Origin of the sequence: Streptomyces neyagawaensis, assembly GCF_023516595.1 — a bacterium.
In the GTDB taxonomy this organism is placed as follows: Bacteria; Actinomycetota; Actinomycetes; order Streptomycetales; family Streptomycetaceae; genus Streptomyces; species Streptomyces neyagawaensis.
Genome location: NZ_JAMGBG010000148.1, coordinates 24,678 through 46,618 on the forward strand (window position 1 = coordinate 24,678; position 21,941 = coordinate 46,618).

Consider the following 21,941-nt stretch of genomic DNA (forward strand, 5'->3'; position numbering starts at 1 on the left):
AAGTGAAGCGCCTAGTCGGCTGGGACTGAGTTTCCGACGAAGCTACCGTTTTCTGATCTGTAGACTATGTCCACCCCAAGTGACATACACAGGTCGAACATGTCCAGGTCAGGCGCTGCGGGGAGAAGTATGACGCGCTTTGGCGGCCCGGGATGGTCTTCGGTTCGCACGTAGCGGCTGTAGTCCAGAATCTGGCCCAGAGCCATTCGTACTTCCTCGCGTGCGCTAGACCCCTTAGCTTCGTAGAGCACGTGTTCCGTGGCATCATATAGATCCGTCTTTAGGGTGGAGGTGAGTCCTTTGACCCGTATCTGGAAAGCGCCGGTCTTGCGCCCGAGAGATCTAAGGTAAGCCATGTACGTGCGAGTGAGCTCGGCTTCACGGCGAACGGCGACGTGTGCCGCAATGGACGATCGGAGACTCATCTTCGTATTGAACGACTCTGATACCACGAACGTGCCGCTGGTTGCGGAGTTCTCGACGGCCTTGCGTCGAGATCCTCTCCTTTTCTTACGTTGTGGGCTTGTCGGTTCCCCGATAGTGGCAGAATCGCGTTGCAGGGTTGCTGCGGTGACTATCTCTAACGGGACGAGTTCCCAGGTGGTCTTGGTTGCGGCGGGGATCAGATTCTGTGGTGAACGCTCGAATTCGCCATCTGGGCGCAGGCGAAATACGATCACATCGCGTTCTTTGTTATCCTTATCGTGCACCCTGCGCCACACATAGGGTTCCAGTGAATCTAGTGTAAATTCCCCGATGTACTGATGTGTCTTGGTTCCGGTGCCGGGAACCATGCCTACCTGGGTGAATACTCTCAGGGTGCGATTCTGTTCGGCGTGACGTAATATCGCTCGGTTGCCTGAGCCGGCAACTCCATCGAATGTTTGATGGCCGGACTTTCCTGCTCCGGTGTACTCGAAGATGGGCCCCAGATCGTCTTCCTCGGCAAGCCAGCCATCGTAGTACCCGTTACCTTCTCCGACAGTAGGGTCCGAGTAGAGATTGACGCTCTGTTTTTCGACGGAGGGGCATATTCCGCCTTGCCCGCTCCCTCCGAATATCTTCCGAATCTCTGCCCGCGTGCGCACATCTCCAGGAAGGATCGCGCTAGCCTTGGTTGTCATGTCATGACCCTAACAACCGTCAATTCGGTGGCACGAGGGGTGACGCGATGATGGGCGAGCTGGAGTTGAGTGAAGAAGGCTCGTCTGAGGGCGGGCGCTGTGGGTGGCCCGGCCGGGGCCCGGGTGAGGTTGGCTGGGGCCCGGCCGGGGGTGGGGATCTCCGTCTACCGTGCCCCGTGGCACCCCTCGTACGCCTCACCCGACCCGCACCAACAAACGGACCCCTTCTGCGGCGGCCAAGCCACAGCCAGCCCCCGCGCCGCCAGTGTCGTCGCGTACTGGGGGAGGAGGGTCGCGTCGTCCGGGGTCGTGCCCTCTGAGGCTGCGAAGGCCTCGTAGGAGGGGACCGTGCCTGTCACGATGCCCAGGTTCGGGGTGCCCGACGAGGCCAGTTCGCGCAGGGAGGACTCTATGGTCGCCAGGTGGTCCTCGTGCGACGGGTACTCCGCGAGGAGGCCCGGGTACGCCGTCACCAGTTCCGAGAGTTCCGTGGTCGGCCAGTGGAGCACCGCCACCGGGAACGGGCGGGACAGGGCCTCCCTGTACGTGCCCAACTCCGCGCGCAGGCGGGAGATCTCCGCCTGGAGTTCCGCCGGGTTGTCCGAGCCGAGGGACCAGACCCGTTTCGGGTCGTGCAGCTCGTCCAGGGAGACCGACGACGAGTGGAGGGTGTCCGCCAGGGCGTCCCAGTCGTCGTGCGGGGCGCCCAGCATGCGGCGCACCCGGTGGCGGCCGAAGAGGAGGGGGCGGGTCGCGTACGGGGGCTCCGTCACGTCCGTCAGCAGGAGCAGCGCGGCCGCCGTGAACGTGTCCTGGGCCGCCTCCAGCTCGTCGTGGGCCTCCAGCGCCTCCGCCACGATCACCCAGGGCGCCGGGTCCCGGGGAGCGGCCGCTCGGATGCCGTCGATGATCGCCCTCGCCTCGGCCTCGTGGCCGTACTCCCAGAGGTTCGACGCCTTCAGGGCCCGTACGAGGTGGGGGTTCTCCAGGGGGGCGTCGGAGGCGAGCAGGCGGTCGTAGAGGGCGGTCGCCGTGGGGCGGTCGCCGGCGAGTTCGCGGTGGGCGGCGGCCTGGAGGAGGAGGTGTTCCGCGTCCTCCGGGTAGAGGTCCGCGGTCCGCTCCAGGCGGGCCGCTTCGGCGGGGTGGTCGACGTTCTCGGCAGGCGTGTCGGGGCGCATGGACGACACCGTACTGCCCGGGGAAGGCCCACGGGGTGGTGGTGCGCGGGCTTCCGGCCGGTTGTGGGCGGGGCGCGGGCCGGGGCGTGGCTTTCGCCGTCCAGGCGGGTGCGGCTCTCGCCGCTCCCGCTCCGGGCCGCACCACCGCGCTCCGGCTCGTACCACCCCGCTCCCCTAGATCGTCACCCCGTCGATCTGCAGCGTCTGTACCGCTCCTGCCGCGAACGGGACCGCCACCGACTTGCCGTTCAGGCGGGTGTCGGAGTAGGCGCGGTAGCGGTCCGTGCCGCCCGAGGTGTGGGTGTTCCAGCGGGGGACCGCGCCGTTCGTGCCGCCCGTGACCGTCGTGAAGCGGGAGAGGTCGAACGTGAGGGTCTGGGCGGACGTGGCGGTGTTGATCGCGACGATCACCAGGCGGCGGGCCGCCGCGTCGTACGCCGCCGCCGTGTAGCTGGAGCCCGCGTCCAGGATCGTCATCCCCGGGCGGATGTGGCGGCTGAACTGCGCCATCACGTAGTACTTCGTCTCGATCGCGCCCGGCTGGAGCGTGTTCGCGTCGTACTTGATCATGCCCCAGCCCGCCGTCGGGTCCATCACCTGCCAGTAGACCCAGGCCGTCGGGTGCAGCCAGCGGAAGTCGTAACAGAGGTTGCGGGCGAGGGCCCAGCCCGTGCCGTCGCTGTCGCCCGTCTCCGAGTTCCAGAGCTTCTTGCCCGCGGTCGTCACGACGTCCGTGTAGAGGAGGTCGCGGCGGCCGTTCGCGCCCTGGTAGCCGTGCACGTTCACCTGGCTGACCAGGCCCTTCGTCGTGGCGTTGAAGGAGTTCCAGGTCGAGCGGGCCGTGTCGTAGTTCGTCTCGTCGGACGCGGAGATACGGACCGACTGCAGGCCCCGCTTGTCCAACTCGCTGCGCATGTAGGGGAGTACGGCGGCCTGGACGGCCGGGTCCATGTGGCAGCCCTCCTGGGTGCCGGTGGCCGTCCACCATGTCGACGCCGGCTCGTTGAAGGGGTCGACCGTCGCGAAGTTCACGCCCCAGTTGTTCTTCGCGCGCAGGGCCACCGCCGCCAGATGGGAGGCGTGCTGGCGGTAGTTCCACGTCTGGAGGTTGTTGCCGCCGCCCGACGCGCCCGACGGGTTGTGGTTGCTGCACATCCACCACATCGGCGAGTTCGCGAACAGCTCGGTGGTCGCGCCGCGGGCCACCGCCTTGGTGAGCGCCGCCCGTTGGTTCGCGTCCGCCGTCCAGTCCCACGCCGAGGACGCCGGGTCCTCGTTGTTCCAGTCCTGCCAGTAGCCCTCGATCTGCTTGAACGCAGGGATGTTCGGCGACACGACCATCGACTCGCCGTTCACCGAGTTCGAGCTGCACGCGCCCAGGTTGTAGCGGGCGATGTTCATGCCGAGGCCCGGCAGCGCCGTGCCGTTGTACGTCGTCGTCTTCGTCGTGAACCACAGGTCGGCGAAGTCGTCCCGCGCGCCGAACACGTTCGCCCACCAGGCGAGCGAGGTGCCCCACCCCTCCCAGGTGCCGTACCTCGTGGCCGGGTTGATCGCGATGGTCGCGTCCGCGTGGGCGGTGCCGGTGGCGAGGGCGGTGCCCGCGACCGCGCCGCCGGCCGCGGCCAGCAGGGCTCTGCGGCCCAGCACCGGGGAGGCGGAGGCGCGTGGTTCGGGGCGGTGGATGTTCCTGGGGTTCTGCGGTGGCGGTGTGGAAGCGGTCATGTCAACTCCGGGTCGGGGGTGCCGGGGTGGGGAGACCCCGGGGGAGGTGGAGAGACGCAGGAGGGCCATCGGAAGAGTCAGGGGTGAACCATGAGGTTGTCGAGAGGTCTGACAGCGCTTTCTCCGATTTCCCTCAACGGTTGTGAGAAGGGCGGAAAAAAGGCTTGCCGTCCGTGATCATCTGGTTGCCCGGAGAGGGCCCGCCTGGCTGGAGGGGGAGGGCGCGGGTCGGTTCGGGCCCGTTCTCTTCGCGCGGTGGCGCCCTGGTCACTTCCCGCGAGCCGTCCTATCGTTCCGGCCGTGAGGACACCCCGGGTCGTCCACCACCGCGGCCGGCGCCGACGGACCGCGTACGCCCGCGCGCTCTGGACCGCCGCCGAACTCGCCGTCACCCTCGGCCTGGTCCTCCTCCTCTTCGTCGTCCACCAGCTCTGGTGGACCAACCGGCAGGCCCAGGACGGCGCGCGGCGCCAGGTCGAGGCCCTGGAGAGGGAGTGGGCCGCCGGGCACGGTGACGGGTCGGCGCCGCTCGCCGGCACCACGGCGCCGGGGCTCGACACGGCACCCGTACGCCCCTCCGCCCCCTCCGCCCCTTCCGCGCCCTCCGCTCCCACGGGCGCCCCGGACTCCGCCCGGCCCCGCCCCGCCCAGGTCTACGCCGTCCTCGCCATCCCCCGCCTCGGCCTCCGCGTCCCCGTCGCCGAGGGGATCGGGCGGGCGGACGTCCTCGACCGCGGGTACGTCGGCCATTACCCGCGGACCGCGCAGCCTGGGCAGCCGGGGAACGTCGCGCTCGCCGGGCACCGCAACACCCATGGCGAGCCCTTCCGGTACCTCGACCGTCTGGACCGCGGCGACGAGATACGGATCGAGACCCGCGACGCCGTCCACACGTACGTCGTCGACCGGACGCTCCCCCGCACCACGCCCGGCGACGGCGGCGTCCTGCGCCCCGTGCCGCGCAGCGGGGTGCTGCCGGCGTACGGGTACGACAGGCCCGGCCACTACCTCACGCTCACCACCTGCACGCCGGCGTACACCTCCACGTACCGGCTCGTGGTCTGGGGCAAGCTCCGGTCCGTCCGACTCAGGTGAGAGCCGGAGCGGCCGCGGTCACTGCCCCGCCCGGCCGTGCTGTGTTGCCGACCTCCGCACCCGGTGCGACGGTGTTCGAGGCGCCACGCGGAGGCGGCGGTCCGTCACGGGACCGCTCTGCCCCAGGCGAGGGCGCCGCGCGTCGACGTGCGGCCCGGCCGCGCCCACACGACCCTGCGCCATGTCGGCATGCCAGCGCTCCGTGAACCGACGCGCGTCCACGATCCCTCGGGGGCAGTGCACAGAAAGCGGGAAATTCAATGGCGAACAGCCCCATGGACAGACGTGGTCACAACGGGCAGCCCCAGCGCATGAACGGTTCCGGCGCTCCCCAGGGCGCGGAGTACACCGGTAGGTATGTCGTCCTGCTCGACCCGGGCAACCAGGAGAGCGGACTGAACGCGCTGCGTTCCTCCGCCGAGATCGCCTCCGTCGAACGCGTCCGCGGAGGCGACGTGGGCAACGTCTCCGAACTGCTGGAGCGCCCCGACGTCTCCGTCCACTTCGAGGAGCTCGCGGCCGCCGTCGTCGAGGTGCGGCCCGAACAGCGCCACGCGCTGGTCACCGCGGCCGAGGCCGACCCGGCGGTCATCGCCGCCGAGCCCGAGCGCATGGTGTACGCCATGCCGATCACCGCCCCGACGCAGGCGCCGACCGAGTTCTTCCCGGCCTACCGCAGCGACGAGGAGGTCGTCGACCGCCACACGCGGGCCGAGATCGCCGCCGCCCAGGGCCCGGCCGTGGACGAGCAGACCTTCACCTGGGGCCTCCAGGCCATCCGGGCCAACCTGTCCCACCTGACCGGTCGCGGAGTGAAGGTCGCCGTCCTCGACACCGGTGTGGACACCGACCACCCGGACCTGGCCGGCTGCATCGAGGAGACCATGTCGTTCGTGCTCGGCGAGTCGGTCGAGGACGGAAACGGCCACGGCACCCACTGCATCGGCACCGTCGCCGGGCCGGCCAAGCCCCATCAGGGCCCTCGCTACGGCGTCGCCTGCGACGCACGGATCCTCGCCGGCAAGGTTCTCAGCAACCGGGGCAGTGGCGCGGACGGCCAGATCCTCGCGGGCATCGCCTGGGCCATCTCCCGCGGCGCCCGGGTGATCTCCATGTCGCTGGGCGCCCCGGTCCGGCCTGGCGAGCTGTTCCCGCAGACGTACGAGATCCTCGCCCGGCGCGCCCTGGAGCGCGGGACGGTGATCGTCGCCGCGGCCGGCAACGAGAGCAACCGGCCCCCGGTCATCGAACCCGTCGGCCGCCCCGCCAACTGTCCCTCCATCCTCGCGGTGGCCTCCCTGGACCGGGCGCTCACCCCGTCGTTCTTCTCCAACGGCGGCATCAACGGCCAGGGCGGCGAGATCAACCTCGCCGCGCCCGGCAGGGACGTACGCTCGGCGGCGCCCGGTGGCGGCTACCAGAACCTGAGCGGTACGAGCATGGCCACGCCGCATGTCGCGGGCGTCCTCGCCCTGCTCAGTGAGGCGCACCCCAATGTGTCCGCGGCCGACCTCGTGGCCCGCCTCAAGGCGGGCGCGTTCCCGCTGGCGCAGCCCGTCCGGGACGTCGGCCACGGTCTGCTGCAGGCCCCGTGAGCGAGTCCGCCGCTTCGGCGCCGGTCGGGGTCGTCCTCGCGGTCGACCCCGACCGGTTCGCGGAGGTCGTCGACGCCCTGCGGCGCGCCGGGCTGACCGTCACGGGCGAACAGCCCGTCGTCGGCACGCTCTCCGGAACCGTCCCGGAGAACCGGATCGAGGCCTTGCAGGCCGTCGACGGCGTCGAGGCCCTCGACCGCGAACGCACCGTCCAGCTGCCCCCGCCCGACGCCCCGGCCCAGTGAGCCTGCGGTGAGGGCCGCGGTGAGTGCCGCGGCGAGGCCCGGCGAATGCAGGGTGCGGCCGGGCGACGCCGGGGTGTGGTCCGGCGAGGCCCGGTGCAGCGGATCCCACGCCCCGGACCCGGCAACGGGGTCCGGGGCGTCCTGTATAAACGGGAGGGAGCCCGTGTCGCATCGAAAGGGGGAGTCAGCCGTGTTCCGCGTCTTGGCCTCGCTGCGTCCCCTCGCCGTCGTGCTCCTCGTGCTCTTCGAGCTGTCCGTGCTGGACGCCGGCTCCCTCTCCGCCGCCGTGGCCTTCGCGGCCACCGCCGCGGCCGGGTCGGCCTTCGCCGCCTGCGCGGTCATCGCGTCGCGCTGTGCCCCCGTCGTCCCGCGTACGCGCGTAAGGACGGCGATCAGGGACCGGGAGCGCCGTACGGCGTTCCTCGCCCAACGTGACCCCGACGCCCGCGGTCGTACGCGACCCCGGGCGCCCGGACGTGCCCTCCTGACGGTCACCGCGTAGGGCACACCACCACCTCCTCGTACCACCCCCGTGCCCCTCACGCGGGCCGTCGCGTCGAGTTCCCCGTCATCGGACGCCCCGGTCACCGGGCTGTTCCGGACCACTCCTGGCACGACGAGACCCCTGGAGGGCTCCCACCCATGTCCGTTTTCGCCGACCTTGTCGCGCGTCTCGCCGATCTGCTCGACCCGCTGTTCCACGCCTCCGCCACGGCCGCCGCGATCGTCCTGTTCACCGCGCTCGTACGGCTGCTCGTGCACCCCCTGTCCCGGGCGGCGGCACGCGGGCAGCGGGCCCGGGTGGCGTTGCAGCCGAAGATCGCTGAGCTGCGGAAGAAGCACGCGAAGAACCCGGAGAAGTTGCAGAAGGCCGTGCTGGAACTGCACGCCGCGGAGAAGGTGTCACCGCTGTCCGGATGCCTGCCCAGCCTCTGCCAGCTCCCCGCGTTCTTCCTGCTCTACCACCTGTTCTCCAACAAGGAGATCGGCGGCGAGGCCAATGAACTCCTCACCCACCGGCTGTTCGCGGCACCGCTCGGCGACCGCTTCGCCGACGCGCTGGGCGCGGGCGGCCTCCTCGGGCCGCAGGGCCTGGTCTACGTGGGGCTGTTCCTGATCGTCACCGGGGTCGCGGCCTTCAACTTCCGTCGCACGAAGCGGATGATGGCGGCGGGGACGGCCGGGATGCCGGCCGCCGGGGACGACCCGGTGCCCGGGCTGGCGACGAGCATGGGAGCCGTCAGCAAGATCATGCCGTTCATGTCGTTCTTCACCCTCCTCACCGTGGCGGTGGTCCCGCTGGCGGCCGCGCTGTACGTGGTGACCAGCACGACGTGGAGCGCGATCGAGCGGGCGGCGCTCTACCCCGTGACCCCCGCGGCCGCCCCGACGCCCGCCGCCGCGTAGCGGGACCGTCCCCGGTACGGGGGCTACCAGCGGGTAGTGGTCCAGTCCGTGAACCGGGTCTTGCGGAGTGAATGGTGACCTTGGACGATCGACCAGTCCTCCGATGGCTGCACCCATCGGTCGGGCGGTCGGCGTTCGAGGGAGATGGTGATCATGAAGCTGCTGCGAGTCGGTACGCCAGGCGCGGAGCGGCCCGCGCTGCTCGATGCCGAGGGTGTCCTGCGGGACCTCTCGGCGGTCGTGCCGGACATCGACGGCGAGCTGCTCGCGGACGAGGCGGCGCTCGGCCGGATCCGGGAGGCCGCCGAGGCGGGAGACCTGCCGGAGCTGGACGCGACCGGACTGCGGGTCGGGCCGCCACTCGCCCGGATCGGCAAGATCGTCTGCATCGGGCTCAACTACCACGACCACGCCCGCGAGACGGGGGCCGAGCCGCCCGCCGAGCCGGTGATCTTCTTCAAGGCCGCGGACACCGTCGTCGGCCCGTACGACACGGTGCTCGTCCCACGCGGGTCGGGCAAGACGGACTGGGAGGTCGAGCTCGCGGTCGTCATCGGCCGTACGGCGCGCTACGTCGAGTCCCGCGAGGACGCGCTCACGCATGTCGCCGGGTACGCCGTCTCCCACGACGTGTCCGAGCGGGAGTTCCAGCTGGAGCGCGGCGGGACCTGGGACAAGGGCAAGAACTGCGAGACGTTCAATCCCCTGGGGCCGTGGCTAGTCACGGCGGACGAGGTACCCGAGCCGCAGAAGCTGGGGCTCCGGCTGTGGGTCAACGGGGAGCTGAAGCAGGACGGCACGACCGCCGAGCAGATCTTCTCGGTGAGTGAGGTCGTGCGGTACGTCAGCCAGTTCATGACGCTCTACCCCGGGGACGTCATCAACACGGGGACGCCCGCGGGGGTGGCCCTGGGGGAGCCCGATCCCAAGCCGTTCCTGAAGGCCGGGGATGTGGTGGAGCTGGAGATCGAGGGGCTCGGGCGGCAGCGGCAGGAGTTCGGGCAGGCGTAACGCGAGCCGCGGGGCGCCGGGCGCCTGAGGGGCGGGGGTGCTGGGGTTGGTCGGCGGCCGCGGGTTCGTCGTGGCCGGTCGCGCAGTTCCCCGCGCCCCTGAGGGGTTGCGGGGGTTACGCGTCGCCCTCGGAGCGCTCCAGCTTGAAGCGCTCCAGTGCCTCCACCACCATCGCGTGGTCCTCCAGTTGGGGCAGGCCCGACACCGTCACCGTGCCGATGACGCCCGTGCCCTCGACCGCCAGGGGGAAGGAGCCGCCGTGGGCCGCGTAGCGGTCGGGGTCCAGGCGGGACGACGCCTCGAACGTCGTGCCCTTGGCGCGGAAGCGGGCGCCGACGAGGTAGGAGGAGGCGCCGTAGCGTTCCACCACGCGGCGTTTGCGGTCGATCCAGGCGTCGTTGTCCGGGGTCGAGCCGGGGAGCGCGGCGTGGAACAGCTGCTGCGGGCCGCGGCGGATGTCGATGGCGACGGGAGTCTCCCGCTCACGGGCCATCTCCACCAGCAGGGAGCCCAGCGCCCACGCGTCGTCGAAGCCGAAGCGGGGCAGGACCAGGCGGCGTTCCTGCGCCTCCAGTTCCTCGATGCCCGGCGTCTCGCTGCTCGGGGTGTTCGTCATGCGAGCCTCACCGCCACTCCCTCGGCCGCCGACTTCCGCGCCGCCTCCAGGACCTCCAGCGCGGCGGCCGCCTCGTACGCCGTGACCGGGTTCTCGCCGGTGCCGCGCAGGGCGGCGGCCACGGCCGCGTAATAGGCGGGGTAGTCGCCGGGGACCGTGGGGACGGGGCCGCCGCCGCCGGTGGCGGGGGACTCGCCGGCGCCGATACGACCCCACAGGTCCTCGGGCTCCACGCCCCAGGGGGCGCCCGGCGCGGGACGCGCGCCGTCGCGGAGGTCGGCCTCCTGCGGGTCGAGGCCGTACTTCACATAGCCGGCCTCGGAGCCCAGCACCCGGAAGCGGGGGCCGAGCTGGGGGGTGACGGCGGAGGCGTAGAAGTGGGAGCGGACGCCGCTCGCGTGGGTGACCGCGATGAACGTGTCGTCGTCCGCCTCGGCGCCGGGGCGGCGCAGATCGGACTCGGCGTAGACGAGGGTGGCGGGGCCGAACAGGGTGAGGGCCTGGTCGACGAGATGGCTCCCCAGGTCGTAGAGGAGACCTCCGATCTCTGCGGGGTCGCCGGACTCGCGCCAGCCGCCCTTGAGCTGGGGCCGCCAGCGTTCGAAGCGGGACTCGAAGCGGCGGACCTCGCCCAGCTCGCCGTCGGCGAGGAGCTTGCGGAGGGTCAGGAAGTCGTTGTCCCAGCGGCGGTTCTGGAAGACCGACAGGAGCAGGCCGCGGGCGTCGGCCAGGGCGGCCAGTTCACGCGCCTCGGCCGCCGTCCCCGCGATCGGCTTGTCGACGACGACCGCGAGACCCGCCTCCAGCGCGGCGGTCGCCAGCGGGACGTGCGTCTTGTTCGGGGAGGCGATGACGACCAGGTCCAGTTCGTCCGCCCGGTCCCACACCTCGTCCGCGGTGGCCGCGAGTCGTACGTCCGGGAACTCGGCGCGGGCCTGCGCCTGCCGCTCCGGGCTCGAGGTGACGACCGTGTCGAGGGCGAGGCCCCGCGTCGCGGCGATCAGCGGGGCGTGGAAGACGGAGCCGGCGAGGCCGTAGCCGACCAGGGCCACGCGCAGGGGAGCGGCGGGGGCCGCACCGGGCGCGTCCGGTGCGGAGGGGGCCGTACCGGTGGAGTCCGTGCCGTTCGTGGTGCCAGTCATGCCCCCACTTAAGCAACGCTGTTGCCAAAGTGCAAGCACGGGGGACAATGGGAGGGTGAACGGCAATGGGAACGGCACCGGCAACCGGAACGGGCGCGCCGCGGGGGCGTCGGGAGTGAACCTCCTGGCGCTGCGCAGCCACAACGGCGCGCTGGTGCTGGACCTGCTGCGGACCGCGGGGGCGGCCGGGATAAGCCGCCTCGAACTGGCCGACCGGACGGGGCTCACCCCGCAGGCCGTCAGCAAGATCATCGCCCGGCTCCGCACCGACGGGCTCGTGACGGAGGCGGGCTACCGCGCCTCCACCGGTGGCAAGCCGCGCACCGTCCTGCGGCTCGTCCCCGACGCCGGTCACGCGGTCGGGCTCCATCTGGACCGCGACGCGCTGACCGCCGTGGTCTGCGACCTCACCGGCGCCGTGGTCGGCGAGCGGCGCGCCCCTCTGCACCTGGGCGCCGGGGCGGACGCCGTGGTCGAGAGCGCGGCACAAGAGGTGGAGGGGCTGCTCGCCGAGGGGGACGCCCCCCTCCTCGGCGTCGGTGTCGCCCTGCCCGGCCCCCTCGACCATCTGCACGGCGTCCTCCACCGGGTCACCGGGTTCCCCGAGTGGGAGGGGTTCCCGCTGCGGGCCGCCCTCGCCCGGCGGCTGCGGACCCCCGTGGTCGTCGACAAGGACACCAACGCGGCGGCGCTGCGGCTGGCCGTGGCCCTCGCGACGCACGGCTCCTTCGCGTACATCCACCTCGGTACGGGCCTCGGCGCCGGGCTCGTGTTCGGCGGGGCCGTCCACCGGGGCGCGCGAACCCGTGCCGGGGAGTTCGGGCACCAGGTCATCCAGCTGGACGGGCCCCTGTGCGGCTGCGGCAACCGCGGGTGCATCGAGGCGCTGTGCCTCGCGGCCGTCGCGCGGGGGGACGTGGACGAGGCCGCGCGCGTCCTGGGGGCCGGGGCCGCGAACCTCGTCGGGCTGCTGGACATCGAGCTGGTGCTGCTCGGGGGACGCACGGTCGAGGAACAGCCCGACGTGTTCGTCCGGGGAGTGGGGGCCATGCTCGACGAGTGGGCCCGGCTCCAGGGAGAGGAGCCGTACGTGCCGGTACGGGTCGCCTCCGGCGGGTCGCTGGGCGTCGCGGAGGGGGCGGCCCAACTGCTGCTGGCCCCGCTGTTCGGCCGCGCCGACGGGTAGGCCCGCCGGGCGTCGCTCGGACCGCCCGCGGCGGAGCCGCACGGGTCACAGCCCCGCGCCCCCGAGCGGTCCCGAGGGGCGGCGCCCCTCCGGTGCCCCTCCTGCCCCTCCCTCCGCTGATCGAGGGGACTTCCGCCGTCTCCCCGGCGGTCCCGGGCGTGGCTCCCCGCCCGTCCCGGCGGCGCTGGCATGGTCATGTGTTCATGCGACTGTGTACTTGTTTGACCCTGGTGTTCGCCGTCGGAGCCGGCCTCGGCGGTGGTCCGGGAGTGGCGGTCGCGGCGGTGGGCGAGGCCGTCGGCTGCGCGGGGGCCGACAGCGAGGAGTTCCCGATCCTGACCCGTATCGACGGGGGACCGGCCACCTATGTCGCCGGCGGTGGCTTCCGGACCTGGGCGGTGGAGCTCACCAACACCACCGACCGGACCTGCGCGGACGTCCACCCGGTGATCGTGCTGGTCGACGACGGGCGGGCCCTGAAGCGATCGCAGCCGCAGCTGGAGTACTTCGAGGACGCGAAGGGCACTACCTCCCGGCCGGTCGTCTTCGAGGAGACCGACTCGGACGAGTTGGTCGGCGTGCTCGACGAGGACGGCGACGGTTTCACCGTGCCCGCCGGCGGCACCCTCACCGTCAAGGTCCGGCTCTCCGTCACCTCCGACGCGGCCGTGCCCAACGACGTCGTGGCCAACGCGGCCGTCGTCCAGCGGCGCGGCGACGACAGCGAATGGGTGGGGGAGTCCGACGACTACCGCTTCCGGATCACCGACGAGGAAGAGGACGAGCACGAAGGAGAGAGCGAGGAGCGGGACCGGGACGCGGACGGGCGGCGCGACGGGAGCCCGACACCGTCGGCGGGGAAGAGCGAGCGGCCCCCCGGTGACCGGGTGAGCGCGGAACCCGACCCGGCGCCGGACGCGGGACCGTACCCCGGGGAGCTGGCCGCGAGCGGCGCCGGACACGTCCTGCTGCCGTACGCCGTCGGGGTGTTGGCCCTCGCCGTCGGAGGGGTACTGGCGACAGGGGTGCGCAGACGTCGGCGATGAACGGGCGCGACGGTCTCAGCGGCCAAGATCGCCCTCCTCATTTCAGCCACGCCACCCTAGGGTTGGGAGCCGATCCGCACGTACGGCAGGAGATCGAACATGGCAGAGCGCAAGCCCATCGAGTCATGGCTCACCGACATGGACGGGGTGCTCATCCACGAGGGTGTGCCGATCCCCGGCGCCGACGCCTTCATCAAGAAGCTGCGGGAGTCCGGCCGGCCCTTCCTGGTGCTCACCAACAACTCGATCTACACCCCGCGCGATCTGCACGCCCGGCTCTCCCGCATGGGCCTGGACGTCCCCGTCGACCACATCTGGACCTCGGCCCTCGCCACCGCCCAGTTCCTGGACGACCAGCGGCCCGGCGGCACGGCGTACGTCATCGGCGAGGCCGGCCTGACCACCGCCCTGCACGACATCGGGTACGTCCTCACCGACCACGACCCCGACTACGTGGTCCTCGGCGAGACCCGCACCTACTCCTTCGAGGCCATGACCAAGGCGGTACGGCTGATCAACGCCGGCGCCCGCTTCATCGCCACCAACCCGGACGAGACCGGCCCCTCCACCGAGGGCCCGCTGCCCGCGACCGGCGCCGTGGCCGCGCTGATCACCAAGGCGACCGGGCAGAAGCCGTACTTCGCCGGCAAGCCGAACCCGCTGATGATGCGCACCGGCCTCAACGCGATCGGCGCCCACTCCGAGACCAGCGCCATGATCGGCGACCGCATGGACACCGACGTCCTCGCCGGCATGGAGGCCGGGATGCAGACCTACCTGGTGCTCACCGGTCTGACCACCCCTGACCAGGTGGAGAAGTTCCCCTACCGGCCCTCGAAGATCGTGGACTCCATCGCGGACCTCGTCGACCGCATCTGACCCACGCCTCCGCCATGCCCCCATGCGGGCGGAGCCCCGGGCGGTAAACCCACGGGCACCCGTACGGAGCAGTGACAGGCCCTCCCCGGATGCGGCCCCCGTGCCGGCGGGGGAGTCTCAGGAGTCTGGAGGTTCACCATGGGCTCACTGCGACTCACTCTCTGTTCGGGGGCGGTGGTCGCCGCCGCGCTGACCGCGTCGGCACCCCCGGTCCACGCGGCCGACGCGGGGAACGTCTCGGTGGTGCCGGCCGCGCCGGCGCCCGGCACCGACATCCAGGTGCGGGTCAAGGGCTGCGGGGGCAAGTCGGGCACCGCGGCCTCGGCGGCGTTCGTCGCGGACGCACAGCTGACCGTGGCCGGCGGCAAACGGGCCGGCACCCTGTCCGGCGAGACCCGTATCCGGTCCTCGCTGAAACCCGGCACCTACGGCGTACGGGTCTCCTGCGACGGCACGGAGGACAAGGTCAAGGGCACCATCGAGGTGGGCGACGGCAAGCAGCCCCCCGCCCGGCCCTCGGACTCGACTCGGCCCTCCTCCTCCGCCCGGCCCACCGGGCGGCCCTCGGCGCCCGCCTCCCCGGTCGCCCCCGTCCGTGCGGGCGGCGGCGGAGCGGCCGCGCTGCTCGCGGCGCACCCGGTGGCCTCCGCGGACGCCGCCGCCTCGGCGGACGGCGTCAACTCCATGAACGCCCGCAACACCGGGCCCGGCGCCCGGCACGCGGTGGTCGGCCTGGTCCTCGCCGGTGTCGCGGCCGCCGTCGTCGTGGTGCGCGGCGCCCGCCGGGGCCGGGGCGCGAGGTAAGGGGTCGCCGTGTCCGGTCAGGACTACTCCGACATCGGCGAGAGCGGCGGCGGTACGAGCGCCGGCCGGTTCACCACCGGTGTCGCCTGGGCCGTACTGCTGCTCGGCCTGTGGCTCTGGGGCCGCGAGGTCACCGACGTACGGCATGGCATAGCGGCGCCGACCACCGGTGACGTGGCCGCCGTCGGCAGGCCGGCGCAGGCCGAACTCCCGCCCGCCGTCGAACCGTTGAAGGGTGCCCGCCCCCAACGCCTCGACATCCCCGCCATGGGGGTGCAGGCCCCGGTCGTGGCACGTGGCCTCGACGTCGACGGGGCGATCGACCCGCCCTCCTTCGACCAGCCGGGCGTCGTCGGCTGGTACGCCGCCGGAACCCGGCCCGGCGCCACCGGGACCGCGCTGTTCGTCGGACACGTCGACACCGAGACCCGCCCCGCCGTCTTCTACAAGCTCAGCGCCCTCGGGCTCGGCGAGCTGATCCGCGTGGCCCGCGACGACGGCACGGTCGCCGAGTTCACCGTGGACGACGTGCGGGTCCTGCGCCGCGACGACTTCGACGCCGGACAGGCCTACGGTGTACGGCAGTCGGGCCGCGCCGAACTCCGCCTGGTCACCTGCGGCGGCACCTTCGACAAGAAGAGCCGCACCTACACGGCGAACGTCGTCGTCTCCGCGTACCTCAGCGGCACCCGCCCCTGAACCCATGACACACGGTCCCGCACATGATCGTCCGGGCAGCCCGCGGCCCCGTTCGCAGGCGGTTTCCGTCCGAGGTGATCAGGAGGCAACAGCTCTCGGTCAGGCGGCGGCATCCTCGTGGGCGAGGCGGGAAATATGCCAGGATTGGCCCTTACGACACGGTGCACCCAAGGGGGAGTTGGATGTACGCCAGTAGGGGGGCCGGAGTCCGGGCGTCCGTGGCGGTGGCGGGGGCCACGCTGCTGCTCGCAGGCTGTTTCGGGGGAGACGGCGAAGGCGAGGACGACAAGACCACGGGCTCCGGGATCACCCAACAGCCGAGCGGGACCGACCCGTTCTGGGTCAACCCGGACGGGAACGCGGCGGCCCAGGTCGCCGCCTACGAAAAGGCGGGCAAGGACGAGAACGCCGAGCTGATCCGCAGGATCGCCGAACAGCCCACGGGCGAGTGGATCGGCCCCGAGAACCCGGAGCGGGAGGCCAAGGGCTTCACCGAGGCGGCGAAGAAGGCCGACCGAGACGCCCTCCTCGTCCTCTACAACATCCCGCACCGCGACTGCGGCCAGTACTCGGGCGGCGGCGCGGCCGACGGCGACGCGTACCGGGCATGGATCGACGCCGTCGCCCGGGGCATCGGGGACCGCCCGGCCACGGTCGTCCTCGAACCCGACGCGGTCCTCCACGTGGTGGACGGCTGCACGCCGGGCGAGTTCCACGGGGAGCGGTACGACCTGCTCAAGGGCGCGATCGAGAAGCTCGGCGCGCTGAAGAACACGAAGGTGTATCTGGACGCCGGGAACGCAGGGTGGAGCGAGGCCGACAAGATCGCCGAGCCGCTGAAGTGGGCCGGCATCGACAAGGCCGACGGGTTCGCCGTCAACGTCTCGAACTTCTACACGACCGAGGACTCCGTCCGGTACGGCAAGCAGCTGTCCGCGAAGGTCGGCGGCAAGCCGTTCGTCATCGACACCAGCCGCAACGGCAACGGCCCCTACACCGGGGGCGACAAGGACGAACAGTGGTGCAACCCGCCGGGGCGGGCGCTGGGGGAGACGCCGACGACGAAGACGTCGGATCCGCTGGTGGACGCGTATCTGTGGGTCAAGCGGCCGGGGGAGTCGGACGGGGAGTGCAAGGGGGGGCCGAAGGCGGGGGAGTGGTGGCCGGAGTACGCGCTGGCATTGGCCAAGGCGTCTGACTGAACGCGGGGTGCCTGATGGCTCGGGGGTGCGCGGTTCGTTGGCGGGTGCGGGTGGTGTGTGGTTTCTCGCGCAGTTCCCCGCGCCCCTGAAAAGCGCCCGGGCTGCGCCCGTGCTTTTCAGGCCGAAGGGAGGGCCGCAGGCCCAACCCTTCAAGGGGGAGGGCGGGCCGCAGGCCCGTCCCTCCAGGGGCGCGGGGAACTGCGCGACCAGCCCCCACACACCCGCACCCGAATCACACAACCCGGCGGAGCCCTACGGCACCTTCACCCACCGCGCCTTGCTAGGTGTTCCCGCCGCGTCCGTCACGAACAGCATGTACCAGCCGGACTGCACGAGATTCCGGTTCTTCGGCACCGTCACGGTCACGCTGTCGCCGGACGTCGTGAAGTCCACCGCGACGGACTTCTGGTCGACATCGGTGACATGCGTCGACGCACTCGGCCGGATCAGCCGCGCCGTCTTGATGGACGACGCGTGCCGCGTCCCGAACGTCGCCTTCCCGCCGCGCTCGACCGTCTTCGGTCCGCCCGACAGCGTCGGCCGCCCGTCCCGGTACAGATACGGCGGCGTGTAGATCTCCACGCGCTGCTCGAACTCCCCCGGCTTGGTGTTGGCCTTGTCGGCGTACAGGGAGTCCGACCCGAAGAAGACGACCCGTCCGTCGGGCAGCAGGATCGACCCGGAGTGGTAGTTGCGGCCGACCAGCGGATCGGCGACCCGGCGCATCGTGCCGGTGCGCGCGTCGTAGATGCGTGACTGGAGGATGTTGGAGTCGCCGCGGCCCCGGTAGTCCTGGGAACCGCCCGAGATGAGGACCGTGTCGTCGGGCAGGATCGAGGACTGCGGATACCGGGTGCCCTTCTCGAGGCGCGGTCCGTCCACGAAGCGCGGGCTGTCGTCCAGCAGGTCGACGATCCGGGTCCGCCGGCTGGACCGCTCCGACTCACCGACCCCTCCGCCGCCGATCACCATGTACTTCTCCTTCTGCGCCGGCGGCAGCAGCACCGTCCCGGCGGTCTCCAGCAGCTTGCCGTCGCTCATACCGGGGATCTTGGTGAACGTGTTCGTCCTCAGGTCCCACACGCCCGGCTGCCGGCCCACGTCGTCCGGGCCGTACCCGGCGTTCGCGCCCGAGTAGAACAGCTTGCCGTTCTGCATCAGGGAGATCGCCGGATACGTCGGGAACTGCCGCACACCCTTGGTGTACGTCCACTTCCGGGTCGCGGGGTCGTAGATCTCGTTCTTGCCGGGGACCAGCTGGCCGATCTCGTCCAGCCCGGAGAGGCTGAGCACCGTGCCGTCGGCGAGCGTGGTCAGCGTCGGGTACCAGCGGGCCTCGTTCATCGGGTCGACCTTGATGTACCGCTCGGCGACCGGGTCGAACTCGTAGGCGTCCCTGATGCCCTGGAAGTCCTTCTTGTCGAGGGCGAGCTTCTGCGCGATGCCGTAGGTGTTGCGGGCGTCGGCGCCCTTCAGGCCCACGATCCGGTAGTTGTCCTCGGTGCCGGTCTCGTACCGCTTGCCGCTGCGCTCGGCCTCGACGTAGGCGCGGGCGAGCCCCGGCTTGTTGCCGGTGAACTTCCCCGTGTCCGGGTCGAAGGTCTTGGTGGCCTTCTTGATCTCGACCTCGTCCTTCAGGACGAAGGTCCTGCCGTTCTCCTTGCCGACGAACCGTGTCCCGGGCTTCAGCTCCACCTTCTTGTCGGGGTTCTCGTTGTGGATGATCATCAGGCCGCCGGCCTTGGTGACATCGCCCTTGAGCTTCTCGTAGCGCTTGGTACCGCCCGCGATCAGCAGCCGGCCGTTGGACAGCTGGGTGTGCCCGGTGCAGAAGAGGTCGGCCGGGGTCGGCACCCGCTTGATCGTCTGCTTGACCGGGTCCCAGATACGGGTGTCGAACTTCTTGGCGTCGAAGTTGTCCTGGTCGTTGCCCGACCCCGCGATCAACAGGACCTTGCCGGTGTGCAGGAGCGCGGCGTGGATCGTGTTCTGCCGGTACTTCTTCGGGAACTCCACGATCTGCCAGTGCCCGTTGGCGGCCTTGTACTCAGGTCGGTTGATCTTGTACTGGTGGTACTGCTCGGTGCCGAAGCGGTACAGCCACGGCCCGTTCATCCCGGCCAGCGCGAGGACCACCGCCCCGCCGATCGCGAGGCGACGGGCGCGGCGGTGGCCTGCACGGTCCTTCATTCCTTACGTCCCCCAAGTCCGCCCAGGGCGATCTGCATGGTCTGGTCGCTACCTCCGCCGCCCGATCCGGACGCGGCCCAGCTCGGCTTGTGCTGGGGAGCGTGCGGCGCGGGTGGGGCGTGCGGTGCGTGGTGCGGCGCGTGCGGCGTGGGAGCCGCCTCGGGCGGGGCCACCATCGACCCTTGCAGTTCGGCCGCGGCGGCGGCCTTCTTGCTGTCCTGGCGCAGCATGTGGCGCCAGACGAAGATCGGCAGCGCGGTGATCAGCAGGGCGAACGTGGCCCAGGTGATCATCGCCGGGTGCGCGTGCCCGTAGACGAGGCCGGCGGCGATCGAGCCACCGAAGATGGCGATGAAGTACCAGTGGTACCGGAAGGTGCCGAACCACCGGTCGGGGCTGGCCGAGTCGCCCTTGGGCGTGACGACGAACTTGCTCTTGCGGCGCAGTGCCGAGTCGATCAGCGCCTTCGCGTACAGCGGCGCGGACAGTGCGGACATCACCATGCCGGCCACCCCGCCGGAGCCCTCGGGCTCGTGCGGGGAGACGTTGTGCCTGCGGTTCCAGACGTACAGGCCTATCTGGAGCGCCGAGGCGTTCCCGTAGAGCATCAGCCACACCGTCGGGTCGATGTTCACGCCCGACGCGCCGAGACCCAGGAAGAGGGCGCAACTCAACGCGGCGAGGATCCAGTTGAGGGCGGACATCGGGTAGAAGATGATCATCATGGTGTAGTTGAAGAGCTTGGTCGGCGGCAGCGAGTACCAGCCCTTCCAGTACTGCTTGAGGATCGTCTCGTACGTCCCGCGCGACCAGCGCATCTGCTGGGTGAAGAAGTCCGTCCAGGCGCTGGGCCCCTCGCCCACGGCGAGCACGTCCGGTGTGTACACCGAGCGCCACTTGCGGCCCGTCACCGGGTTCTTGTGGCGGTGGATCTCGAAGCCGGTCGCCATGTCCTCGGTGATCGAGTCGTAGAGCCCGCCGATCTGCTTGAGGGCCTTGATGCGTACGGCGTTCGACGTACCCACGAACATCGGGGCGCCGTAGCGGTTGCCGGCGCGTTGGATCAGCGCGTGGAAGAGGAACTGCTGCGACTCGGCGGCCTTGGTGACGAAGTTGTCGTAGTTGCCGTACACCTGGGGGCCGATGACGAAGCCGATGTCCGGGTCCCGGAAGAAGCCGAGCATCCGCTCCAGGTAGTTGGGCAGCGGGATGTGGTCGGTGTCGACGGAGGCGAAGAAGTCGTAGTCGTCACCGTGCGCGTCGAGCCAGGCGTTGTAGTTGCCGTGCTTGGTCTTGGCGCGGTGGGGGCCCTTGGGCTGGTTCCACTTGGCGATGCCCTTGCGGGAGAAGTGGTGCACGCCGAGGCGCGCGCAGACCTCCTTCACCTCCGGGTCGTCGCCCTCGTCGAGGAGCCACACGTGCAGCAGCCCGCGGTGGCGGAGCCTGACGGCGGCCTCCAGGGTCTTCGTCACCATCTCCAGCGGCTCCTTGCCGGGCACGAAGGAGGTGAGGAAGGCGACTCTGGTGCCGACCTCGGGGACCACGGGGATCGGGTCCCGGGCGACCAGGGTGGCGTGCGCGTTGGACAGCACGTTCATGCAGCGGAAGAACTCGATCAGGCCGATCGAGACCAGCATGACCATGTCGAGGGCGGGCAGGAACTCGTACTCGACGTAGTCGCGCCTGGTCCAGTGCTCCGGCTGGAGCAGCCAGGTGAGCAGGACCAGGGAGAGCAGCGGGGCGGCGGCCAGCATCAGTGCGACCCTCAGGCGGTGCGGCTCCTGGGAGATCAGGGAGCGGTACTGCACCGTGTAGGGCTTGCTCGGATCGGGCTGGGTGAGCGGCCCCGCGAGTCGGCTGTAGTGCTCGTAGTCGTATCTCGGAAGTGTCTTCCTCAGCTTTCGGAAGGTGCCGGTCCGGTGCGACGGGACCTTCAGTCGTGTCGTGTCGGACGGGTCGGAGTTATGCCGGGCGCCCGTCGGCGTCATGAGTCATTCCCCCCGCACACACGTTCGTGTGTGTTAGTCGGTCTTCCGCCCGCTTCGGTCCCCCTCGACCTTTACGGACGCATCGGTGGCGGATCGTCGCCGCCACCATGTGATCTACACCATGGAGACACGGGACGGGGAACCTTCCGGTTCCTTCGATGCCCCCCAGGCATTCGTTCGAGAGTTCGCGCGTCGCGGCGTCGCCGGGCGGCTATGATCCGCATCCCCGCGCGCACGTCGCCCACGCCCCCCAACTGCCGTGTATCCGCAGTCCCTTAGGGCCCAGGGTTCTACGGCGCTCTTCTTGATCGCAAGACGGAAACACGGTGTTTACCGGTCATACGCGGTGTTTGGGGCATGAGTGGAGGATCTGTGAAACCTGGGGCGCTTTGTGGGGGTGCGGAGGTATGCGAAGAGGCCCCTCGCTGCTGCGAGGGGCCTCTTCGGTGGTGCGCCGCCAGGGACTCGAACCCCGGACCCGCTGATTAAGAGTCAGCTGCTCTAACCAACTGAGCTAGCGGCGCGTGCGGTGAAAGTTTACCGGAGGGACGGGGGTGCTTCCGACCACCGTGCCGGGCGCCTGGGGCGGGGCGGCGGCGACCGTCGGTTGTGGGGCACATGTGGTTGCACGCGCGGTTTCACGCGCCCCTCGGCGCATCGAGCGCCCCCCGTTTTCCGGGAGGGAAGGACTTCCCCCACCCTCACCCTCGCCCCGCCCCCGCCCTCCCTCGCCCCGAGCCCGCCCCGCCCCGCCCTCGCCCACGGCCGTCGGCCCGCCGGTGCGCTCAGTGCCGCGCGTACATCATTTG

The 21,941-nt window shown here is 70.9% G+C and carries 19 protein-coding genes and 1 tRNA gene; 12 read left to right on the forward strand and 8 right to left on the reverse strand.

What is annotated here, in order from left to right:
• Nucleotides 1-11: 11 nt before the first annotated feature.
• From M8J73_RS38560 to M8J73_RS38570, 3 genes are all read right to left on the reverse strand, one after another.
• Complete coding sequence (locus tag M8J73_RS38560) at nt 12-1,124, reverse strand: SRA domain-containing endonuclease (protein WP_157873285.1); 1,113 nt, start codon at nt 1,122-1,124, stop codon at nt 12-14.
• A 164-nt stretch (nt 1,125-1,288) separates the two neighbouring features.
• Nucleotides 1,289-2,302, reverse strand: a complete 1,014-nt coding sequence (locus M8J73_RS38565; protein WP_055541452.1) for a tetratricopeptide repeat protein — start codon at nt 2,300-2,302, stop codon at nt 1,289-1,291.
• 174 nt (nt 2,303-2,476) lie between these two features.
• Nucleotides 2,477-3,952, reverse strand: a complete 1,476-nt coding sequence (locus tag M8J73_RS38570) for a glycoside hydrolase (protein WP_249829680.1) — start codon at nt 3,950-3,952, stop codon at nt 2,477-2,479.
• 375 nt (nt 3,953-4,327) lie between these two features.
• Between M8J73_RS38570 and M8J73_RS38575 the strand changes: the two genes are divergently transcribed.
• From M8J73_RS38575 to M8J73_RS38600, 6 genes are all read left to right on the forward strand, one after another.
• Nucleotides 4,328-5,122 carry a class E sortase gene (locus M8J73_RS38575; protein WP_249829671.1) on the forward strand — a complete coding sequence of 265 codons (795 nt, stop codon included), beginning with the start codon at nt 4,328-4,330 and terminating at the stop codon, nt 5,120-5,122.
• 275 nt (nt 5,123-5,397) lie between these two features.
• On the forward strand, nt 5,398-6,717 hold the full coding sequence (locus M8J73_RS38580) for a S8 family peptidase (protein WP_240501808.1): 1,320 nt from the start codon (nt 5,398-5,400) through the stop codon (nt 6,715-6,717).
• A complete protein-coding gene (locus M8J73_RS38585; protein ID WP_055543324.1) occupies nt 6,714-6,962 on the forward strand; it encodes a hypothetical protein in 249 nt (82 codons plus the stop codon). The genes M8J73_RS38580 and M8J73_RS38585 overlap by 4 nt, the downstream gene beginning before the upstream one ends.
• Before the next feature lie 211 nt (nt 6,963-7,173).
• Nucleotides 7,174-7,464, forward strand: a complete 291-nt coding sequence (locus tag M8J73_RS38590; RefSeq protein ID WP_372504089.1) for a DUF6412 domain-containing protein — start codon at nt 7,174-7,176, stop codon at nt 7,462-7,464.
• A 140-nt stretch (nt 7,465-7,604) separates the two neighbouring features.
• The gene (locus tag M8J73_RS38595; protein WP_055543397.1) at nt 7,605-8,369 is read left to right on the forward strand and encodes a YidC/Oxa1 family membrane protein insertase; all 765 of its coding nucleotides are present in this window, start codon (nt 7,605-7,607) and stop codon (nt 8,367-8,369) included.
• Between the two features lie 153 nt (nt 8,370-8,522).
• Nucleotides 8,523-9,380: a fumarylacetoacetate hydrolase family protein gene (locus M8J73_RS38600; RefSeq protein ID WP_055543399.1), complete on the forward strand. Its 858-nt coding sequence runs from the start codon at nt 8,523-8,525 to the stop codon at nt 9,378-9,380.
• A 115-nt stretch (nt 9,381-9,495) separates the two neighbouring features.
• Here M8J73_RS38600 and M8J73_RS38605 read toward each other — a convergent pair whose 3' ends face one another.
• Both M8J73_RS38605 and M8J73_RS38610 read right to left on the reverse strand, forming a co-directional pair.
• Entirely contained in the window at nt 9,496-9,996 is a 501-nt protein-coding gene (locus M8J73_RS38605) for a heme-degrading domain-containing protein (protein ID WP_249829672.1), read from the reverse strand.
• On the reverse strand, nt 9,993-11,138 hold the full coding sequence (locus tag M8J73_RS38610; RefSeq protein ID WP_249829673.1) for a Gfo/Idh/MocA family oxidoreductase: 1,146 nt from the start codon (nt 11,136-11,138) through the stop codon (nt 9,993-9,995). The genes M8J73_RS38605 and M8J73_RS38610 overlap by 4 nt, the downstream gene beginning before the upstream one ends.
• Here M8J73_RS38610 and M8J73_RS38615 point away from each other — a divergent pair.
• The 6 genes from M8J73_RS38615 to M8J73_RS38640 all read left to right on the forward strand — a co-directional run bounded on the left by M8J73_RS38615 (nt 11,137) and on the right by M8J73_RS38640 (nt 16,954).
• Nucleotides 11,137-12,324 carry an ROK family transcriptional regulator gene (locus M8J73_RS38615; protein WP_283947419.1) on the forward strand — a complete coding sequence of 396 codons (1,188 nt, stop codon included), beginning with the start codon at nt 11,137-11,139 and terminating at the stop codon, nt 12,322-12,324. The genes M8J73_RS38610 and M8J73_RS38615 overlap by 2 nt on opposite strands.
• Before the next feature lie 230 nt (nt 12,325-12,554).
• Nucleotides 12,555-13,370, forward strand: coding sequence for a cell wall protein (locus tag M8J73_RS38620; RefSeq protein ID WP_249829681.1), 816 nt, complete (start codon nt 12,555-12,557; stop codon nt 13,368-13,370).
• Between the two features lie 99 nt (nt 13,371-13,469).
• A complete protein-coding gene (locus tag M8J73_RS38625) occupies nt 13,470-14,249 on the forward strand; it encodes an HAD-IIA family hydrolase (RefSeq protein WP_055541326.1) in 780 nt (259 codons plus the stop codon).
• Nucleotides 14,250-14,387: 138 nt separating this feature from the next.
• Nucleotides 14,388-15,053 (forward strand): hypothetical protein, encoded by a 666-nt coding sequence (locus M8J73_RS38630; RefSeq protein ID WP_249829675.1) that lies wholly within the window; start codon nt 14,388-14,390, stop codon nt 15,051-15,053.
• A 9-nt stretch (nt 15,054-15,062) separates the two neighbouring features.
• Nucleotides 15,063-15,752 (forward strand): class F sortase, encoded by a 690-nt coding sequence (locus M8J73_RS38635; protein ID WP_055541489.1) that lies wholly within the window; start codon nt 15,063-15,065, stop codon nt 15,750-15,752.
• Nucleotides 15,753-15,934: 182 nt separating this feature from the next.
• Nucleotides 15,935-16,954, forward strand: a complete 1,020-nt coding sequence (locus M8J73_RS38640) for a glycoside hydrolase family 6 protein (protein WP_249829676.1) — start codon at nt 15,935-15,937, stop codon at nt 16,952-16,954.
• Nucleotides 16,955-17,206: 252 nt separating this feature from the next.
• Here M8J73_RS38640 and glxA read toward each other — a convergent pair whose 3' ends face one another.
• The 3 genes from glxA to M8J73_RS38655 all read right to left on the reverse strand — a co-directional run bounded on the left by glxA (nt 17,207) and on the right by M8J73_RS38655 (nt 21,656).
• Entirely contained in the window at nt 17,207-19,144 is a 1,938-nt protein-coding gene (glxA, locus tag M8J73_RS38645) for a radical copper oxidase GlxA (RefSeq protein WP_055540354.1), read from the reverse strand.
• Complete coding sequence (locus M8J73_RS38650; protein ID WP_055540353.1) at nt 19,141-21,132, reverse strand: glycosyltransferase family 2 protein; 1,992 nt, start codon at nt 21,130-21,132, stop codon at nt 19,141-19,143. Before M8J73_RS38650 ends, glxA begins: the two co-directional genes overlap by 4 nt.
• Nucleotides 21,133-21,579: 447 nt before the next feature.
• Nucleotides 21,580-21,656 (reverse strand) — tRNA-Lys (locus M8J73_RS38655).
• Nucleotides 21,657-21,941: the final 285 nt, after the last annotated feature.

Bases quoted from the DNA above. Each gene is read 5' to 3' on its own strand.
- M8J73_RS38560 (WP_157873285.1), bottom strand. From the start codon at position 1,124: ATGACAACCAAGGCTAGCGCGATCCTTCCTGGAGATGTGCGCACGCGG.
- M8J73_RS38565 (WP_055541452.1), bottom strand. From the start codon at position 2,302: ATGCGCCCCGACACGCCTGCCGAGAACGTCGACCACCCCGCCGAAGCG.
- M8J73_RS38580 (WP_240501808.1), top strand. From the start codon at position 5,398: ATGGACAGACGTGGTCACAACGGGCAGCCCCAGCGCATGAACGGTTCC.
- M8J73_RS38595 (WP_055543397.1), top strand. From the start codon at position 7,605: ATGTCCGTTTTCGCCGACCTTGTCGCGCGTCTCGCCGATCTGCTCGAC.
- M8J73_RS38600 (WP_055543399.1), top strand. From the start codon at position 8,523: ATGAAGCTGCTGCGAGTCGGTACGCCAGGCGCGGAGCGGCCCGCGCTG.
- M8J73_RS38605 (WP_249829672.1), bottom strand. From the start codon at position 9,996: ATGACGAACACCCCGAGCAGCGAGACGCCGGGCATCGAGGAACTGGAG.
- M8J73_RS38615 (WP_283947419.1), top strand. From the start codon at position 11,137: ATGCCCCCACTTAAGCAACGCTGTTGCCAAAGTGCAAGCACGGGGGAC.
- M8J73_RS38610 (WP_249829673.1), bottom strand. From the start codon at position 11,138: ATGACTGGCACCACGAACGGCACGGACTCCACCGGTACGGCCCCCTCC.
- M8J73_RS38625 (WP_055541326.1), top strand. From the start codon at position 13,470: ATGGCAGAGCGCAAGCCCATCGAGTCATGGCTCACCGACATGGACGGG.
- M8J73_RS38630 (WP_249829675.1), top strand. From the start codon at position 14,388: ATGGGCTCACTGCGACTCACTCTCTGTTCGGGGGCGGTGGTCGCCGCC.
- M8J73_RS38640 (WP_249829676.1), top strand. From the start codon at position 15,935: ATGTACGCCAGTAGGGGGGCCGGAGTCCGGGCGTCCGTGGCGGTGGCG.
- glxA (WP_055540354.1), bottom strand. From the start codon at position 19,144: ATGAAGGACCGTGCAGGCCACCGCCGCGCCCGTCGCCTCGCGATCGGC.
- M8J73_RS38650 (WP_055540353.1), bottom strand. From the start codon at position 21,132: ATGACGCCGACGGGCGCCCGGCATAACTCCGACCCGTCCGACACGACA.